The following is a 19241-nucleotide window of genomic DNA, read 5'->3' as shown; positions in this document are numbered from 1 at the left end:
CATAAACAACAAACCTTTTCTGATGAAAACACAAAAGAAACAACCAAACACGGTGCCCGAACAGCTTCGGTTGCAGGAACAATACACGGGTCAACGCGACTGGCTGCACTGGGGACCTTATCTGTCTGAACGGCAGTGGGGAACTGTACGGGAAGATTACAGTCCGCATGGCAATGCCTGGGAGTATTTCTCGCATGACCATGCCCGGTCGCGGGCCTACCGCTGGGGCGAAGACGGCATTGCCGGCATTTCGGATGAAGGGCAGCGGCTTTGCTTCGCCATTACCCTCTGGAATGGACAGGATTCTATTTTGAAAGAACGGCTTTTCGGGCTGACGGGCAACGAAGGGAACCACGGCGAAGATGTGAAGGAACTATACTATTATCTGGATAGCACACCCACACATTCGTACATGAAACACCTCTACAAGTATCCACAACGGGCTTTCCCGTATGCCGATCTGGTAGAAACGAACCGGTACCGCGACCGCCATCAGCCCGAATACGAGTTGCTGGATACGGGTATTTTCGACGAAAATCGGTATTTCGATGTATGTACGGAGTATGCCAAAGCTTCGGAGCAGGACATCCTGATCAAGATAACCATTTATAATCGAGGGCCCGAAGCCGCTCCCCTACACGTGTTGCCTACGCTTTGGTTTCGGAATAACTGGTCGTTTGGTCAGCTTCCCGACAGGCCTCGCATCCGGCGCGGTACCGACACCGAAGGAGTCAGCAGCCTGCTTACCCAACACCCGCAACTGAGCGATTACACGCTGTATTTCGACCCAACGTCCAGGGTGTTGTTTACCGAAAATGAGACGAATACCGAGCGCGTTTTTGGCTCCCCGAACGCCCATCCGTTTACTAAAGATGCTTTCCACAGAGCCATTATCGGTGGATCCTTCGGCACCCTGAGCCAACGCGTCGAAGGCTCCAAAGCCGCGCCTGTCTATCAGGTTACCATCCCGGCGGGCGAGTCGGCAACGGTCAAGTTGCGGCTAACCCGCCAAACCAGCCAGCAGCCGCTTGGCGCGGAATTTGACCAGATTTTTGCCCGGCGCGTTCAGGAGGCCGATGGGTTTTATGCTGCCATTCAATCGCCGGATGCCGATGCTGAAACAAAAAATATTCAGCGTCAGGCGTTTGCCGGTATGCTCTGGTCAAAGCAGTTTTATTATATCGATATGCCCCAATGGCTCGACGGCGATCCTGGCCAGCCAGCTCCTCCTGCCGAACGCAAAAACGGGCGTAATCACCAGTGGCGGACGCTCAACAACGAGGACATCATTTCGATGCCCGACAAATGGGAGTACCCCTGGTATGCGGCCTGGGATCTGGCCTTCCATTGCGTACCCCTGGCCCGGGTTGACCCACATTTCGCGAAAAACCAGCTGATATTGTTTTTGCGCGAATGGTACATGCACCCAAACGGCCAACTGCCCGCCTACGAATGGGCCTTTGGCGATGTAAATCCACCGGTTCATGCGTGGTCATGTCTGGCGGTGTACAAGCTCGATGCCGAACGAACGGGTGTGGGTGATGTCGATTTTTTGAAGCGGGTATTTCAGAAGCTGCTACTCAATTTTACGTGGTGGGTCAACCGCAAAGATGCGAAAGGCAATAACGTGTTCGAAGGTGGGTTTCTGGGCCTGGACAACATCGGGGTATTTGATCGAAGCAACCAGATTCCTGGTGGAGGACGACTCGAACAGGCAGATGGGACAAGCTGGATGGCCATGTACTGCCTGAATATGCTGGAAATGGCGCTCGAAATCGCCAAAACCGACCTTACGTACGAAGACGTAGCGACGAAATTTTTTGAGCACTTCGTCTACATTGCCGAATCGCTCAACCGAATGGGCGAAGACTGGGATGGTTCCTGGGATGAGAACGAAGGGTTCTTTTACGATATTCTGGAATTGCCGGGACAGCAGTACATCCCGCTAAAAATCAGATCATTGGTAGGTCTGTCGACGCTGTTTGCCGTGTTGAAGATTCCGAAAAGCATCTTTGCCAAACTGCCTGATTTCACCAAACGAATGCGCTGGTTTCAGCAATATCAGAAGCAGGGAAAGATGCACGTCGTGGTGGAAGATATCGATACAAACGAAGATTTGTTGCTATCACTGATTCCGCCCGCCCGCCTGGAACGGCTGCTGCACGCCATGCTTGATGAACGGGAATTCCTGGCGCCGGGTGGTATTCGCTCTATCTCAAAGATCCACGAAAAGGGCTACTCGGTGACCATCAACGGGCAGGAATTCGGTCTGCGCTACGAACCCGGCGAATCGTCGAGCGGGCTTTTTGGCGGCAACTCCAACTGGAGAGGTCCCATCTGGATGCCGATGAACTACCTGCTCATTTGCGCGCTCCGCACGTACCATAGCTATTATGGCGATCAGGTGCAGGTTGAGTTTCCGACTGGCTCCGGTCATCGGGTGGCACTCGGCGAAGCGGCTTCGATGCTGGCCCAACGGCTGACAGGTATGTTTCAACCCGATGCCAGCGGTCATCGGCCCGTTAATGGAAAGGAGAACCGATACGCTACTGACCCCCATTTCAAAGACCTGGTTTTGTTCTACGAATATTTTCACGGCGACAATTCACAAGGTGTGGGGGCCAGCCACCAAACCGGCTGGACAGGCGTAGTGGCCGACTTGATTGGCTGAGAGCAGTCACGTTTTTCAGTTTGCGGGGATGTCATTTTTGAGAAACTGACATCCTACGAAGACGGGGTATCAGCCAACTACAAACCATAAACTCCAGACCTCATGTACTCCCTTCTGAACACTAGTTTTGACGACCTCGCCCAGCGCGAATGGCTGATTACCAATGGACTGGGTGGCTACGCCAGCAGCACACTGGCGGGAGCCAACTCCCGGCGGTATCATGGATTATTGGTTGCTGCGCGCAATCCGCCCACCGACCGGCAGGTTCTGGTTTCGAAAGTCGACGAAACACTGTTGACCGAGCAGGGCGCCGTGGCTTTGTCGAGCAATCGGTATGGCGAATTTGTTCATCCGCAGGGCTGGCAGCATCTGGTTTCGTTTGAGCGATTGCCATTGCCCACATGGGTTTATCAGGCAGGTGAGCATCGTATTTCCAAAACCGTGTTTATGGTGCAAACTGCCAACACAACGGTGGTCGTTTATCGTAACACCGGCAAAAAAGCCGTTACGCTTCAGTTGATGCCTTTGTTCGTTCATCGCGACTACCACAGCCTGTTTCACCAAAGCGACTACGAAAACTACTACATTGCCCAGACCAGCCCCTATCTGAAACTTTATGCGCATTACGGGGCAGAACCGTTGTATTGGGCGTTTTCATCGGGCGCGTTTACCGAAAATCGAGCCTGGTACAATCGGTTTACCTACCGGGAGGAACAGCAACGCGGATTAGATTTCACGGAAGATGCTTACTCGATTGGCCATATACTAACCCGACTGGAACCAGCCGAAGAGTGTTTTCTGACCTTTTCGACCGACGAAAAACTCCTGATCCCGGCCCCTGCCAAACTGCGGGCCTCGGAAATCAAGCGAGTTGATGCGCTGCGCAACAGTCAGACCGAACCGTTTTTGCAGGATTTAGTCATTTCGGCCAATCAGTTTATCGTACAGCGCCAATCCATCGGAACGCCGACCGCACCCAGTGAGACGATTATTGCGGGCTATCACTGGTTTACCGATTGGGGCCGCGACACCATGATTGCCCTTCGCGGTTTGTGTATTTCGCTGGGGCATCAGCAAATGGCGCAACGGATTCTGGCGACTTTTTTCCGATACCTGGACGACGGCATGCTTCCCAATCGATTTCCCGACAACAACCAGGATCCGATTGAATACAATACCATCGATGCGACCCTCTGGTTGTTTGTCGCGCTTTACGAATACCATCAACGGTTCAACGATCTGGCGTTTGTCGAACAGCATTTCGAGCAATTACTGACCATTCTGGATGCGCATAAAAGCGGTACTCGCTACGGCATTCACGTTACCGACGAAGGATTGCTATACGGTGGAACAGGAACAGCCCAACTGACATGGATGGATGCCCGCGTAGGTGATTATGTTGTAACACCCCGCCACGGTTGTCCGGTCGAGATTAATGCGCTGTGGTATAATGCCCTGAAAATCACGATTTATTTTGCGAAGCAATTAGGTCGTAAGCCCGATTTATACACGCTTATGCTCCGCCGTTTTGAGGAGAGTTTCCGACCTGCCTTCTGGAACGAAAAAGGGTACCTGAATGACGTGGTGATTCCCGGTGGATCGCCCGACAGTAGCATCCGGCCCAATCAGATTTACGCGCTCAGCTTGCCGTTTCCCTTGCTCAATAAGACCGATCGACAGCAGATTCTGGCAACGGTCGATCAACATTTGTACACCCCCTACGGGTTACGCACACTCGCTCCCAGCGACCCGGCTTTTGTGGCGGTTTATGGTGGCGACTCATGGCTGCGTGATACAGCCTACCACCAGGGAACCGTCTGGCCATTTTTACTGGGCGAATACTGGCCTGCCTATTTCAGTGTTCATGGTGATTCGGCCAGCGTCCGCAAGCGGATGTACACGGAGTTGGCTACGTTGAAACAGCATTTTTACGAGCACGATTGCCTGTTCGGTATCTCCGAGATTTTCGACGGATTACATCCTCAACAAGGCCGCGGCACTGCCAGTCAGGCCTGGTCGGTAGGGTCCATCATCAAATTACTAACAGACTATCCGGCACAATTGCCCACTATCAGAGATGCAAACCATTCAGAAAAACTGGTCACTGTACCTGATTGAAGCCTGGACGTTGGGGATGTTTATGATCGCGTTATCGGACTTTCAGCCAAATACTATGCAGGACACTCAATGCCCATTTAATGACCATAAACAGCAAACCCCTATGAAAACAATTCTTGTAACCGGCGCAGCGGGCAATCTGGGCAAATCCGTTGTCGAACACATGCACGCGCAAGGCTATTCGGTAGTGGCGACGTTCAGTTCCGACCGCGATCTTCACGTGTATGACCACCTGCCCAACGTGCGATCGTTTATCGTGAATGTACTGGATGAAGCCAGTATAACAACCTTCATGGCCGAAACGTCGGATTTCGATATAGGCGCGGCTGTGTTGCTCGTTGGCGAATTTGCGATGGGACGCATCGGGCAAACCGACGTTCGGCAGCTCGAAAAAATGATCGACCTCAATTTTATGTCGGCCTTCAACCTGGTTAAACCGCTGATGAGCCGCTTCGAACACCGGGGAGGAGGCCAATTCATCCTGATTGGTGCCCGGCCTACTCTCAATCCGACCGAAGGGAAAGATGTATTTGCTTATGCCATGAGCAAAGCTCTTGTTTTCGAACTGGCTAAGCTCATCAATGCCGAAGGCAAACATACGCATACGACCGCAACCGTTGTGGTGCCCAGCACGCTCGATACGCCCACCAACCGGGCCGCTATGCCCGATGCCGACCCGGCCCAGTGGGTACCTACCGAACGCATTGCCGACTTGATTACCTTTCTGGTCAGTGATACCGGCCGAATGACGCGCGAAACGGTCGTAAAAATATATAACCGGTCTTAATCCTGGCCTTTGCTGGCAGCTTCCGTTCGATGCCCTATTGTTTTTTGAGTCTTCGGCTACAGCCCTGATCCTGATTAACGGCAGAGGCCAGGTAAGCGCAGAAACACCCACTAAACCTTCCTGACTCGCTCCTGAAGCGTAGCTATTTACCCACAATTAAGACATTGTTAATCAGATAGTTGTTCCATAGCAGCCATGTACGCTTCCTCAACAAGCAAAATAAATGTGATTAGCCGTAGCTTTTTTAAAAAACCAAGTCTAAGACATGTAGTCTCAAAAGTGTTTTAAACCATTCATTTGATTCACATGAAAAAAATCATTTTTCCCATGATGCTCCTGGGGCTAATGGCCTGTAAAAACGATGACACGGCTACGCCAAGTACCACGACAACCACCAGCGTGGACATTACCAGCGTACTGAAGTCTAAAGTAACAAGCGATGTAACCGTTTCAATTAGCGGAGACAACATAATCCTCAAAAGTGATGGCCGGCCTCACAGCCACAAATCACCTTACTGGGGTACGGGCAATGCCTTGTATGAAGCTCCTCCCGCTGGTCACGTGGTTAACCCCAATGCCATGCTCTCGCAAACCTACACCATGACCATTCCGGCCAAGCCTGCCGCAGCAAGCACGCACGAAGCTACCAGTATTGGAGCCATTGGTATGGCTCTTAATGGGGTAGCCATTTATAACAACCAGGAAGGGCCCAATACCGAGTTAGATGCAGGGAAGATTTCTTCATTGGATGGTGCTGGTGCTCACCCCGAACAAACAGGGGCTTATCATTACCACGTTACGGGTACGTACACCACGCAGGACGATGCCAAGTTGGTAGGTTTCCTGCGGGACGGCTTTCCGATCTACGGGCGTAAAGACATGGATGGCACTTACCCCAGCAACCTTGATGCCTACAATGGGCACACAGCTGCGACAACAGAATTTCCGAATGGCGTTTATCACTACCATACCCGCAACGAAAACTACCTGAATACGGGTTATTACATCCTTAAATCTGGTAGCTATTATGGCACGAAAGGCACATTTACCCAGTAGGTTGGTACTACATACAACTGCTTATTGCTGCCTGGTAGCGGCAATAAGCAGTTGTAATCTGGCGACTCAAAAGCCAACCGCCAATAACGCTCCGTCTGTCAAAAATTACAGCATAGACACGACGCACATTCCGCAGGATACCGTACTGGTTAGTGATAAACGATTGTCGTTGACCAATGGTCTTTATTTTTTAGGCAACCAAACCTATTCAGGTATAATCAAAGACGATTACCACAACGGTACTGTAAAATCATATGCGTCTATCTACCAGGGCATGCTACATGGCCGTTACAAAAGTTTTTACGAAAGCGGCAATCCTTCTGAAGTAAGGCTTTACAAAAACAACCTCAGCACAGGAAGACATTATGGCTTCTGGCCGGAAAAGGGCGTACTTAAATTCGATTATACCTACTACGAAGAGAAGCGGGAAGGCAAGCAAAGACGTTGGTACAGAAGCGGACAACCCTACATTTTTGCCAATTACGTAGATGACCACGAAGAAGGGCTGCAACAAGGCTGGCGCGAAAATGGGAAGTTATACCTGAACTATGTAGCCAAAGAAGGGTATACTTATGGCCTTCAAAAGACAGCTCTTTGCTACTCGCTCCGCGACCAAAAAATAAAGCTCAAACAATAACTATCCTCCTGGTAATGTTGCCTATACAGCGAATAAAATACTGGGCCTGGGTAACGAGTGCAGGCATGTTGGCCGCTTGCAGTTCACCGACCGGGCGAAAGCTACCTTATTACAACACCGCTGATTTCATGCCCCACTTCGAAAAAGAAGTGCCTGATAGCTTTCACCATATCCGACCCTTTCGGCTCCTGGCTCATACTGGGCAACCCTTCACCGAAAAGGACATGGACGGAAAAATATGCATCGCCGATTTCTTCTTTACGACTTGCCCCGGCATTTGTCCGCGAATGACCAAAAACATGAACGCGTTGCAGGATACTTTCCTGCATGATAATCGGATCCTGATTCTTTCTCACTCGGTCATGCCAGAAAAAGATACCCTAGGCCGACTAAAAGCTTACGCCCAATCGCACCAGGTAGATGCCCAACGGTGGTTGTTGCTGACGGGCGACAAAGACGAAATTTATAATCTGGGACGAAAATATTACTTTGTTGAAGAAGACCTGGGCGAAAAACGAGACCCATCGGTCTTTCTGCATACCGAAAACTTCGTATTGACGGATAAAAAACGACATATTCGAGGTATTTACAACGGATTAAGCTCGGCCTCCCTTCAAAACCTCATTGCCGATATACGCGAACTAGAGAAGGAATAGTTTTTAGTCAGGACACTCTATCCATTAGATAACCAACAACTTACCTATTTGAAAGGTACTTTACGCCGATTGGCTGTCTTTTAGGCGAATTCAACGATCTAAACTGGCATAGGCATTTAATCAGGTAACGCCCCTTGCCAACCTGTACTTGTTTTGTTAACGCCCATGCATTGTTTGTTTAAACTGGTTTGTCTGTTCGGTATCGGCACTGTAACCCGTCTATATTCAACGGACACTGAGGATTGAAGAACTCAAAAGGCCTACTCATACCGACTCATTTGTCTGTTCTGAAACCATATGTAATTGAGAAGTGGCACGGATGCGATTGCGGCCTGATGTTGTTTGTTTGACAAGGACGTAACAAAACAGCCCCTTTCCTGACTTTTCGGAATAATCACGAAATATCGTGGGCAAGCACCGGATTATTACCCCTACCTACAAGCTATCCTGCTGATTATAAGCCCATAAACTTTACTTTTCAACTGGCATCCATCTTGTTCTCATAAGGTGTGTATGGTCAACTACGGGCCTCAACGACTGGAAAACCGATAAAACCATTTGAAAATCTACAACCGGGCCTAACGCTTAAAATCATGATTCACCTACTGGTTTTATTGTTTTACGGCTACCTGCTGATCGGCTTGATTTTCGGCCTGTATTTCATAGGCTGGGGAGCCGCTCGGCTTGACCACGAAGCGAAAGGCATGCGTCTGGCTGTTCGGCTGTTGCTGCTACCGGGTTCGGCAATTCTCTGGCCCTTGCTATTCCAAAAGTTATTCCGTCGTTCGTCGCCTTCCTCTGCCGATTCAACCCCTGTATTGCCATGACGCCTAAACTTCGCCAAACACACCGGGCAATGTGGGGCCTATTGGCTGTCCTGTTGCCCATCGGGTTTGTTTCAGCGCTGCGCCTGAACAGAAATCCAGTTATGCAGCAACAAACCATTGATTTACCCGTGCCGGCGGCTTTGCCTATGGTGGTCAGGCGGGTAGACAAGCCGGGTAGACAGGCTACGCTGCGCCGGAGTAGCCAGTCGGCCGACCCTCAGCTTGAACTCGTTGTTCGCCAGCCGTTCGAAGCTCCTTCCGTGGTGGTACGGGTAGTTACCCAAGCGCAGGAGTTGGCCATTGGCTCGGTGGATGTAACGGGTCTGTACCGGTTTACACTACCCGATTCAAGCCTGCACCCAACCATCAGGCTGGTGGATGAACTGGGACATCGTGTTCTTCAAACCATTCAATTTTAGGTAATTATGGCGCTACACTACCTGCCCGTTTCCTGGAATCGCCAGAAAAAGCTATACGACTGGACTATCGCCGGGCTTGTCAGCTTGTATCTGGCTATTTTCTGCGGACTTCAGGCTATTTTGTTTCCTGACGTAACTGTCGAAACCATCATCATCCGGGCGACCAGTACGCTTGCGTTCCTGATGCTCCACATTATCCTGCTCATTGGCCCGCTTTGTCGGCTCAATACGCGCTATTTACCGTTGCTTTATAACCGGCGTCATCTGGGCGTGAGTATGTTTCTGGTAGCTTCGGTACATGGCATTTTCAGCCTGATTCAGTTTCATTCGCGGGGTAACGTCGATCCATTGGTGTCGCTGTTTACTGCAGAACCCGATTATCGGCATCTTTCGCAATTTCCGTTTCAGACATTAGGCTTTTTCGCGCTATTGATTCTGTTTGTAATGGCCGCTACCAGCCACGATTTCTGGCTTAAAAACCTAAGTCCCCGCGTTTGGAAAACCCTGCACATGGGTGTGTACGTTGTGTATGGCCTCATTGTGATGCACGTGCTGCTTGGCATCCTGCAACAGGAAACGGCTACTGTCTATACAGTTGTGCTCGCGATTGGCATGGCCCTGGTAATCGGTTTGCATTTGGCCGCAGCGATAGTCAGCCAACGGAAAGACAGTCGGCCATTGGGGCAGGAGATGGATGGGTTTGTGGAGGTGTGCGAGGTAAATGAGATTGCCGAAAACCGGGCAAAAACCCTGATGATCGACGGTCAGAACATCGCTCTATTCCGGTATAACGGTAAGCTATCGGCGGTAAATAACCAGTGTCGGCACCAGAACGGGCCGCTGGGCGAAGGAAAGATTATCGACGGTTGCATTACGTGCCCCTGGCACGGCTACCAGTATCAGCCTCATAACGGGCAGTCGCCCCCACCGTTCACCGAAAAGGTAGAGACCTACGCGGTGAAATGTATTGGTACAACCGTTTGGGTTAATCCAACACCCAGTCTCCCTGGAACACCTCAGGAACCAGCTTATTTTCAATAATTTTTCTGATAGGATTTGCCCGGATGATGGTGTTTAAAATCCTATCAATCCTGTCAGAAATCTTGTCCATTGTATCATGAAACCAGAAGATGATTTTTATATCGGTTGGCAGGCCGACGCCCCTTTTTCATTCCGAACAGCGGTTCGGCGAGCTGCACTTGCCCTGGTGGTGATTGTACCGATCCTGGCGGGGTTACTCGTCTGGCAGCAGCGCGGGTTTTCGGGAGCTGTGTTTGAGTATGGTAAACTCACTACGCTCGAAGGCGAATTAATTCGAATACCTATACCGTTTCTCCGAATTCAGGAGAAACAAACAGCCGGTAATGTACCCCTTTTTGAGCGTATATTGCTCATCGGTTTCAACAAACGCGGAGCCGATTCAACCCTGAACGTATGGGAAAGCAAATACGGCTCGTTGGCTAATAAACGGTTGAAGGTGCGAGGAACCCTCCTGTATCATAATGGGAAAGCCGCCCTGGAACTGACCGAAGAAGCCGATGCGTTACTCAGCGTTTCGGATACGAAACCGTCAGCCGTACCGCCAGTATCGTCAGCGTTGGAGCCAGGTAATTTGGGCATTGTGAGCTTAAGGGGCGAAATTACGGACCCCAAATGCATGCTTGGGGTCATGAAACCCGGCGAAGGCCGTCCGCATCGGTCGTGTGCCGTGCGCTGTATTGCCGGAGGTATTCCGCCGGTGCTATCGGTACAGAATCGAAGCGGCCAACCTAACTACTACCTTGTCGTTGGGCCGATGGGACAACCACTGAATGCCTCTATACTTATCAATGTGGGCCGTTCGGTTGCACTGCGCGGCCGCCTGGAGCAAGCCGATAACTGGCTCATTCTTTACACCAATTCGGTTCAGCCGCTGGCCCAGGCTCCGTTGGATCAGTCGGTAGCGATGTGCTGGTAGGATTAGAAAAACCGCCGAAGTTGAAGAAGAGCCCCTGCGAGCCATTTTAATCCGAAGCCATAATCACTGGCCAGATTTAGGCGGGAGAACTTATTGGCCGTTAGTCGAAGGCCCGCCCCCGGCAAATCTCACCTCCGCAGAGGAACAGGTTGTACGACCATAAAGCCAGCAGCGCACCCGACCACGAACATTGTTGGCTGAGGGGCACAGTACGTTTGAGCCCTGGCTGGCCCAGGCTATCCGGCTGAGCATAGACCATACCAACTCGCTCATCAGGAAAGCGGTCGTAATGAGTAAAAAAGAGGTATGCTTTCTATAAGTAAGCTGAGGATAGCTTAGAAAAGCCAGCTAATTTCAGGGGCAAAAACAATACTTCGCGTAAGCCCATCCGGACGAACCTCACGGGTTAATAAAGGCGTTCCTGCGGTAAAGCCAAGCCGCATTTTCGAACTTACGGTCCACCAGCCAGCTAAGGTCGCATTGAGTGTAAGACCCTGCGAGCCACTGATGCTAAGTGAATTACCGATCGTGTTTACATAGGTATCCTCCCCTACGTGATAAATACCAAGCAATCCGCCATTGAGACTCAACCGATCATTAATTGCCCAGGTGTAAGCGGCTCGTACCAGTACATCGGCCTTCCGGTTAAACTGGTTGGAAGGTGGGTAAGCGGGTGCCTCAGGCTTCGGACTCGAACCGGGTAAGAAGGTATTGCCATTGGCCCCGGTAAGCGGTTGCTGCCAGCCTGCCGAAAATTGCCATCGGCTATTGCTTACCGAAAGGCCCGTTATTAAATCGACGGTTCCTAAACTGCTCTGATATTGCATCGGTAACGGCTGTCCACCCGCTTTCAGATTACCCTGATTCAGCGGAAGTTTCGTGCCGAGGGTCAACGACGTTGCCCATTTTGCTTTGGCAGGAAACGTAAAGGTTCCCGATAAAATAACATCGCCTGGTCCTGCGGCCGTCCCTAAATTACCACTGGCATAATTACCGGTAAGTTTTGCCTGAACGGCCCACCTGGCCGACAGTTGATTATCGTATTGAATACCGGGTGCAAATACGAAAACCGCTTCGTCGCCCAGGCCTATCGGTAGGAGTAGGGTGATTTTTTGCCCTTGGTTATTGGTTGCCCCGTGTTGTTTAAGCGCACCAATGGTACAAAAACCAGCATCACTACACCCTTGTGCATAGCCGGGCAGCCTGTTTAACAAAAGCAGCACCAAGGCTAGGTAAATTGTTGTTCGGTAGTTCATATGGCGGGTGTTAAAAAGTAGTCAAACAGAGTGAAGAAGTTGGTATACAGCGATGCCGCACGTTTTCTTTTGTTCGCCGGGCCTCTCTGTTTTTGTTCGGGGTATGGCAGTCTATTAACCCATATTACATGGGTATTTCACATTAGCTGCGCATTCCCAAAATGCACAGAAAATCGTTTGCACCAGATGAGTACGTAGCGCTGTTGGCTGAGCGAAACACCCGCCGGGACGTCTACAAAAAAATTGCCGGTAGCGGTCAGCATACCGACTTCCGTAAAACTGCTCGCTTGTGTATCGCTGGCTAAATAGATACGTAAGTCGGGGCCGGTGTCGCTCCGAAATCCTTCGAATACCAGCGTTTGTTTGCCGTTACGTTCATACAGTTTTACGGTTCCACTCACCGTATGAACACCATTTTGAAACGTGCCCGAAGCGCGCAATTGCTGCCCCGTTTTGTCGAATGTCTGAACCGAATCAACAACGCTAACGGGCGTTCCGGCACTTCCTAATGGAACCAGCTCTTTAGGTTTGACGCATCCACTCCCCAGCAAGGTCAGCAAAAGAAAAAAAGCTATTACCTGTTTCATGGTTTTGCCTGTTTAACCGAGTTGCTTATCGAGCCAGCTATAACTTTCCCGGAAGAATAGGGCTATAGCGTCGGTATGGTTACTGGCCGAAATTGGCAGCAGAGCCCCTTTCCAATCCGGCGTATTTCGCCACTCCCCTACCGATTGGGCTGGTGCACTGGCGAAGTCGATGGGTTGCATACTGTTGTAGCCCGACAGGTAAAAATAAGGCTCATCGCACAATGCATCGGCGATGGCGTAGCCCGCCCAGATGGCGGCTTTCTCCTGCCCATTGGCGCCCGGTTGCGAGTAGTATACGCCTGTATCGAAGTGGTGCGGCCAAATCCTGACTTCGCTCGCCCGGCCACTCCACTCAGTCAATTGCTGTAAGGCGGTATTCGCTATTGTTCGCCACTTAGCCCATTCAGCTAATCCTGCTGGTTTGTAGACGGCTTGAGGGCCTACAGGGTCTTGATCCAACTGGTAGTTCAATCCGCTGATTTCCGAAATCCCCCATGTCTGCATCTGATGTTTCCACCAGGCAGTTGCCTCAGCCGGCGTCCTGTTTTCAGGTGAAAACAGGACCAAAACATGGTCATTGTCATCTACGAAGCAAAGCGCAAGTGGTTTCGTATTGATGACCAAACGAACTTGCTGATCTTTATAGACAAAAGTGCGGCCCTCCAGCCGGTTAAGATGGCTGTTCCAGGCCATGTTCGTTTGACTGTCATCGGCAAGGAGTGGCAGCCACTGCATACCCGTCAGGGCAATGAGTTGGGCCAGGCTGTGCAGCGTTTTATCTGCCTGATTCAATTCGTTCATGGAAATGGGATTTAGCGTATGTTTTTGTCATTCCCGGAATGACAAAACAAATGGGCACCTTGTTAAACCACTATCCTTCCTGTTTCAATTTCCCCTTCATAGCATGGCGCAGCTTTTCTACCTTGGGTAGCGATACGTGCTGAATATAGGGCTGGTTTGGATGCAACTGGCAATAGTTCTGATGGTATTTTTCGGCGGGATAAAACACACTGAAAGGCACCACCTCCGTTACAACCGGATTGGCATAATGCTTCGAGGCATTCACCCGCTGGATAGCCGCCAGAATTTCCTGTTTTTCGGCGGGTGTACGATAAAACGCTATTGAGCGATAATCTCGTCCTGCATCAGGACCCTGTCGGTTGAGCGTCGTTGGGTCGTGACCAGCGAAGAATGCATCGAGTAAGTCACGGTAACTCACTACGGTTGGGTCGTAGTAGACCTGTACCGACTCGGCATGGCCCGTCACATCCGTACCCACCTCCTGATACGTTGGGTTGGGAACATTGCCTCCAGAATAGCCCGAAACAACCTCCCGAACGCCTTTAAGCTGATCAAATCCTTCTTCCTGGGCCCAAAAACACCCCCCGGCAAAAGTAGCCACAGCCTCACCAGGTTTCAGCCTGGGTAAGCGGGCAGGGGTCGTGTCTACATCCTGGGCCTGTGTACAGCTCGTCAACAGCCAGAATCCAAGTATGAAAATCTGAATTAATCGCATGGTTTCCGCCGTTTACTATTTTTTGACAAATTCCAGGGCTACCCCGTTCATGCAGTAACGCAGGCCAGTTGGTGCAGGGCCATCGTCAAAAACGTGACCCAAATGAGCATCGCAAACCGCACATTGCACTTCCGTTCGAACCATCCCATGACTGGCATCCGTCAGGTCTTTAATGACGTTTTTATGGAGTGGGGCGTAGAAACTTGGCCAGCCCGTTCCCGATTCAAACTTGGTATCGGAACTAAACAGGGGTTCGTGGCAGCAAACGCATCGATACGTACCGTGTTCGTGATTGCTGGCCAGGGGGCTGCTGTATGGGCGTTCGGTACCCTGTTTTCGCGTTACGGCAAACTGATCGGGAGTCAGTGTTTTCTTCCAGTCGGCTTCAGTCTTCTCTACACGGCGTGGTGGTTTTTCATTGCCGGTAGACGTAACAGTTGGTTTGAATGCGGCCAGTATGATAGACGTAGCACCGATTAGTAACAGGCCGGCTACACTCTGGAAAATTGATTGTCTGTTCATGATTGTATTGGTTTATTGATGCATTAATTGAGGATGGACTCAGGCAGTGTCGTACTAATCTGGTCGGTAATGTCGCAGGCAACGGTCAGGCCGGTTAAGTTTGTATTGACAGGACTAAAAAGTGAGTTCATTTCTGGTTGTTGCTTTACTGAGTTTTTCCATGGTCTGTGAGGACACAGACCACTCTGCCGGATGGTATTCACTGGCTGTCGCGAGAGCGATCTGGGAGGACACAGACCGTGAAAAACATCGCAAACACTATCCTACACTTTATTCTTCCTGGTGCGTTTCCAGATCCGAACGGCTTCATCGAGCGTCATATAAGCGATCCCTCGACGGTGGTTTTCGCGGCTGATGACATACAGCACCCGCCAGTGGTGGAACAACACCCGGTAGGCTTCCCAAAGTGAAAAGCCCGGCTGGTAGATGTGCGCGGGCTCCGCCCCGGCCCCATTCAGTTCCAGAATCCGAATGTGCTTGCCCGCGTACAAATCGGCTACAGTCCGACAGCGCAGGTCGTAACGACCAAAGTAAAAACCGTCGATGGATTGGCTGATCCGATCGAACACACGCGTCAGTTCGGGCGTGATGAGGTGGTTGGCGTTCAGGAATTTGGTTCCTTTACAATGATTGCCGATGGATACGAGGGTGATTGTTTCGCCGGGGGGCAGTATTTCGTGAAACCGATTGCCGTATTTTTCGGTCAGGGCGGGAAGTTGAAGAATAGCCCGCTCATTTTGTCTGATTAGATTTTCTATACAATCGCGGCCATTACCCCGTATGGATAGAAATTCTTTCTGCACGATAGACGACACGACGCCCTGTTGCTGCCCCGGCATTCGATAATAAAACACGCCCAGTTCGAGCGGTTCGTCGACGTATTCCTGAATGAGAAAATCGACCGAATTGCTTTGGATGTAGCTGACTAAGGCACCGTGACTTTCAATTTTTTCAACTCGCCAGCCGCGCTCGCCCACATTTGGCTTGGCAATGAGTGGATACGTCAACCCATGTTCCATTAGCTGGCTAACAATTAAATAGATCGGTGTTAAGGCCGGTATGAGCAGGGTTGTCGGCTTGAATTCAGCGGGGATGTTATCCAGAATATCGGCTTTTGATTCTCCTAATAACCCACCGGTTTCAATGAATGGATTCGAAGCTGAGAAGAAAAATAACGAGCGGGCTTTTATCGACAACCAGCTATAGTAGAAAAATATGGGCAGATAAACGACTTCGAACGGCCAGTACTCCCAATGTCGCAGGCGAATGAAAAATGGGCTATCGAACCGAATTTGGGGCAAATAAGCCAGCAGCCTGTCCCAGATTCGGGCTGATGTGCGGATAGCGGAGCGTTGCCGGGAGGCACTAAGCGGTTGCATACGACTGATTGATGGGTTGTTGTTGGCCTGTGTGCTGCATGAAATCTTCGTAAATCATCGGTTCAGTTGCCCGACGGTCGGCGGTCTCAGCTACGGCATCCTCCTGATGGACGATGGTGGTCAGGCTAACCGTTAGCAGGGTATCTTGGCGGTTCATCCGAAGGCCGTTTTCCGAATCGCCACTGCCGGCAGACCGGTGAAACTGCCGGATATCGTCTACAGATGGATTTGGATGGCGATAGCACCAATCCCAGAACCAGCGTTCCCGTTTTCGGATGACATCGGCACTGTACAGCGTTACCGATGACCAGATGTTCGGCTGCTCCGGATCTTTTTCACGCACAAACAGCCGATTCCCGTTCCAGCGCAGTTCAACCACCCGACGACCTCTCGGCCCACCGGCTTCAATGATGAGCAGGGTAAAAGGCTCGATCCCGCTAAAGTCATAGGTCGTAACAAACGCATTAATCGATGCATAAGTGAAAAAATGCAAGGGAACCAAACCCCGGCTATGGCGATAGGGTGGTTGGGACAGATGGGGAATAAAGCTCCCGTTGAGTAGACCGACGGCTGTTTGAACGGATGACCCGATACGACTCCCCGATGCAATCCAGGTTCCTTTTCCTTGTGGGTCTTGCGGGAAGGTTACTTTCATGCCGCCAAGGCGAACTGTTTCTGGGGGACGAGCCGCCGGGCGAATGGCTTTTTCATCGCGACTATGGGTCAGGATAAAGCCATTTGGACCAAAAGGTAAGTAAGTTGCGGTACACATGAGTTGTCGGCTTGATCACGTACATTCAGTCAAGGCTTGTACCAGTTTTCCTCGGATTATAACTCCTTACTAATTAGTAAGTTATCCCCTAATTTGACCTTATGCCAGAAAATGTAATTACGATATGTCGTAACTGTTCCGGTAAATCGTGAGCATACGGCATACCCCTGATGCTTAGTCACCGCTTATGGCTTGGCGAAATCGAGGGTATCCCAAAAAATAAAATCAGCCAGTGAACCATTAGACAGACTGGTCTGTTCATAAACTAGCCAAGAGAAAAATCATGAAAGCAAACGTATCTGAAACCCGCCCATCCGAAACCCGTGAACGGATCATTGATACGGCATCACGGCTTTTTTACAAACAAGGGTATAACCTGACAGGTATTAATCAGTTAATCGACGAAGCGGGCGTAGCGAAGGCAAGTCTTTATCAGCACTTTGCCTCCAAAGAAGACCTGCTTATTGCCTACCTGACGAAGACCAGCAGCGAATGGTTTACTCAGCTAAATAACCAGGTGGCCCCCTACGATACGCCTAAGGCTAAAGTGCTGGCCGCCTTCGATTTATTACTTAATTTTTCGGAAGAAGTAAGTTTCCGGGGCTGTAATTTTCAGAATATCATTTCTGAGGTTCCGCAGGAAAGTGAGCCTGTGCGGGCTGTGATTCGTACCCACAAAGCCAAAATGCGCCAGTTTTTCACTGACCTGCTGGCAGAAACGGCTCAGGCTGAACTGGCTGATGCGGTGACCGTACTTTTTGAAGGAGCCCTAATTGCCGGGCAAATGCAACAGGATGTGTGGCCGGTTCAATCGGCACGGGCACTGGCAGAGAAAATTCTCTAAATTTTTTAATTCAATATAGACAGACTGTTCTGTTCGATTTTTAACTTTAATTACCACGTTTAATTCAGCAATTCAATGAGAAAGTTCACAGTACCTACTCGGGACGAAGTCTCTGAAAGTAACCAGGTTTTATTCGATAATCTGCAAAAGGGTCTTGGTTTCGTACCTAACCTGTATGCCACCATTGCCCACTCTACTAATGGTCTGGCCAGGTATCTGGCTTTTCAGGGAGCTAAAACATCATTGAGCAACAAAGAAAAAGAAGCAGTCAATCTGGTCGTGAGCGAAGTCAATGGGTGCCTTTACTGCCAGAGTGCCCATACGGTTCTGGGCAAGATGAATGGTTTTTCGGACGATGAAATCCTGAATTTACGTACTGGGCAAAGCGCTACTGGCAAGTTAGACGCACTGGTTAAACTGGCTAAAGACATTACCGAGAATAAAGGGCGGGTAGCTTCTGACACGCTAGAGGCTTTCTATGCGGCTGGCTATACAGATGGAAATCTGGTGGATGTAATCTTACAGATAAGCGACAAAATAGCGATGAACTACCTGCATAACCTGACCGAAATTCCTATCGATTTTCCCGTAGCTGTAAAACTCGAAACGGTTTAGCCACGGCATATACCAACCGGGCAGACGTACGAAGGCCTGCCCGGATTTTTCTTTACCATTTAAACCAACGTATCATGGATACAACTAATTCGCCTGCTCCGTTCGAGGACGACGGTCGGCCTTTTGTTATCGAAGCCTGTGGAGACACTATGTGGGACGATGTACTCGCTCAGCCCCCCTATAACCCGGCCTTGCGACCACCCCTGCCACCCTTTACGCTTGATACAGCTTTGCAAAAAGTACAGATGGCCGAGGATGCCTGGAACAGCAAAGATCCTGAAAAAGTAAGTTTAGCCTATACCGTTGACACAGAATGGCGTAACCGAACAGAATTCATTAATGGGCGTGAAGAAGTTAAAGCGTTTTTGACCCGCAAATGGGAAAAAGAACTTGGTTATAAACTAAAGAAAGAACTCTGGGGCTTTCGTGAAAACAGAATGGCGGTCCGGTTCGAGTACGAATGGCACGATGCCGACGGACAGTGGTACCGTAGCTATGGCAACGAGCTATGGGAGTTCGATGAAAATGGCCTCATGCAAAAACGATTCGCCAGTATTAACGACCTACCCATCCCAGCCGACGAGCGCCGAATCAGTATAGACCCTATCCCCAATCTTTAGAC

21 protein-coding genes are annotated in these 19241 nt (G+C 50.3%); 13 read left to right on the top strand and 8 right to left on the bottom strand.

What is annotated here, in order from left to right; all coding sequences use genetic code 11:
- Positions 1-22: 22 nt before the first annotated feature.
- From ACYVC2_RS18255 to ACYVC2_RS18210, 10 genes are all read left to right on the top strand, one after another.
- A complete protein-coding gene (locus ACYVC2_RS18255) occupies positions 23-2671 on the top strand; it encodes an MGH1-like glycoside hydrolase domain-containing protein (RefSeq protein WP_461104313.1) in 2649 nt (882 codons plus the stop codon).
- A 102-nt stretch (positions 2672-2773) separates the two neighbouring features.
- Positions 2774-4789, top strand: a complete 2016-nt coding sequence (locus tag ACYVC2_RS18250) for an amylo-alpha-1,6-glucosidase (RefSeq protein ID WP_461104311.1) — start codon at positions 2774-2776, stop codon at positions 4787-4789.
- A 103-nt stretch (positions 4790-4892) separates the two neighbouring features.
- The gene (locus ACYVC2_RS18245) at positions 4893-5576 is read left to right on the top strand and encodes an SDR family NAD(P)-dependent oxidoreductase (RefSeq protein WP_461104309.1); all 684 of its coding nucleotides are present in this window, start codon (positions 4893-4895) and stop codon (positions 5574-5576) included.
- 306 nt (positions 5577-5882) lie between these two features.
- A complete protein-coding gene (locus ACYVC2_RS18240; protein WP_461104307.1) occupies positions 5883-6632 on the top strand; it encodes a YHYH protein in 750 nt (249 codons plus the stop codon).
- Positions 6633-6801: 169 nt separating this feature from the next.
- A complete protein-coding gene (locus ACYVC2_RS18235; protein ID WP_461104305.1) occupies positions 6802-7269 on the top strand; it encodes a toxin-antitoxin system YwqK family antitoxin in 468 nt (155 codons plus the stop codon).
- Between the two features lie 128 nt (positions 7270-7397).
- Positions 7398-7925: an SCO family protein gene (locus ACYVC2_RS18230; RefSeq protein WP_461104303.1), complete on the top strand. Its 528-nt coding sequence runs from the start codon at positions 7398-7400 to the stop codon at positions 7923-7925.
- 593 nt (positions 7926-8518) lie between these two features.
- A complete protein-coding gene (locus ACYVC2_RS18225) occupies positions 8519-8752 on the top strand; it encodes a hypothetical protein (protein ID WP_461104301.1) in 234 nt (77 codons plus the stop codon).
- A complete protein-coding gene (locus ACYVC2_RS18220) occupies positions 8749-9171 on the top strand; it encodes a hypothetical protein (protein WP_461104299.1) in 423 nt (140 codons plus the stop codon). Before ACYVC2_RS18225 ends, ACYVC2_RS18220 begins: the two co-directional genes overlap by 4 nt.
- A gap of 6 nt (positions 9172-9177) precedes the next feature.
- Positions 9178-10212: a Rieske 2Fe-2S domain-containing protein gene (locus ACYVC2_RS18215; protein ID WP_461104297.1), complete on the top strand. Its 1035-nt coding sequence runs from the start codon at positions 9178-9180 to the stop codon at positions 10210-10212.
- Between the two features lie 76 nt (positions 10213-10288).
- Entirely contained in the window at positions 10289-11128 is an 840-nt protein-coding gene (locus tag ACYVC2_RS18210; RefSeq protein ID WP_461104295.1) for a hypothetical protein, read from the top strand.
- A gap of 100 nt (positions 11129-11228) precedes the next feature.
- Here ACYVC2_RS18210 and ACYVC2_RS18205 read toward each other — a convergent pair whose 3' ends face one another.
- The 8 genes from ACYVC2_RS18205 to ACYVC2_RS18170 form a co-directional block, all read right to left on the bottom strand.
- Entirely contained in the window at positions 11229-11387 is a 159-nt protein-coding gene (locus ACYVC2_RS18205; protein ID WP_461104293.1) for a hypothetical protein, read from the bottom strand.
- Between the two features lie 76 nt (positions 11388-11463).
- On the bottom strand, positions 11464-12384 hold the full coding sequence (locus ACYVC2_RS18200; protein WP_461104291.1) for a carbohydrate-binding protein: 921 nt from the start codon (positions 12382-12384) through the stop codon (positions 11464-11466).
- A gap of 137 nt (positions 12385-12521) precedes the next feature.
- Complete coding sequence (locus ACYVC2_RS18195; protein WP_461104289.1) at positions 12522-12971, bottom strand: DM13 domain-containing protein; 450 nt, start codon at positions 12969-12971, stop codon at positions 12522-12524.
- Positions 12972-12983: 12 nt separating this feature from the next.
- A complete protein-coding gene (locus ACYVC2_RS18190; RefSeq protein WP_461104287.1) occupies positions 12984-13772 on the bottom strand; it encodes a hypothetical protein in 789 nt (262 codons plus the stop codon).
- Between the two features lie 70 nt (positions 13773-13842).
- Positions 13843-14487: a peptide-methionine (S)-S-oxide reductase MsrA gene (gene msrA / locus ACYVC2_RS18185; RefSeq protein WP_461104285.1), complete on the bottom strand. Its 645-nt coding sequence runs from the start codon at positions 14485-14487 to the stop codon at positions 13843-13845.
- A 15-nt stretch (positions 14488-14502) separates the two neighbouring features.
- On the bottom strand, positions 14503-15009 hold the full coding sequence (msrB, locus tag ACYVC2_RS18180; protein ID WP_461104283.1) for a peptide-methionine (R)-S-oxide reductase MsrB: 507 nt from the start codon (positions 15007-15009) through the stop codon (positions 14503-14505).
- Positions 15010-15272: 263 nt separating this feature from the next.
- Positions 15273-16388 (bottom strand): hypothetical protein, encoded by a 1116-nt coding sequence (locus tag ACYVC2_RS18175; protein ID WP_461104281.1) that lies wholly within the window; start codon positions 16386-16388, stop codon positions 15273-15275.
- Positions 16375-17160: a hypothetical protein gene (locus tag ACYVC2_RS18170; protein WP_461104279.1), complete on the bottom strand. Its 786-nt coding sequence runs from the start codon at positions 17158-17160 to the stop codon at positions 16375-16377. Before ACYVC2_RS18170 ends, ACYVC2_RS18175 begins: the two co-directional genes overlap by 14 nt.
- 283 nt (positions 17161-17443) lie before the next feature.
- On the opposite strand from ACYVC2_RS18170, the gene ACYVC2_RS18165 reads away from it, so the two are divergent.
- From ACYVC2_RS18165 to ACYVC2_RS18155, 3 genes are all read left to right on the top strand, one after another.
- Positions 17444-18004 carry a TetR/AcrR family transcriptional regulator gene (locus tag ACYVC2_RS18165; RefSeq protein ID WP_461104277.1) on the top strand — a complete coding sequence of 187 codons (561 nt, stop codon included), beginning with the start codon at positions 17444-17446 and terminating at the stop codon, positions 18002-18004.
- Between the two features lie 75 nt (positions 18005-18079).
- A complete protein-coding gene (locus ACYVC2_RS18160) occupies positions 18080-18619 on the top strand; it encodes a carboxymuconolactone decarboxylase family protein (protein WP_461104275.1) in 540 nt (179 codons plus the stop codon).
- 74 nt (positions 18620-18693) lie between these two features.
- Positions 18694-19239 (top strand): nuclear transport factor 2 family protein, encoded by a 546-nt coding sequence (locus tag ACYVC2_RS18155; RefSeq protein WP_461104273.1) that lies wholly within the window; start codon positions 18694-18696, stop codon positions 19237-19239.
- Positions 19240-19241: the final 2 nt, after the last annotated feature.

The organism is Spirosoma koreense (assembly GCF_054777875.1).
This window is presented reverse-complemented; position numbering and strand designations above follow the sequence as displayed.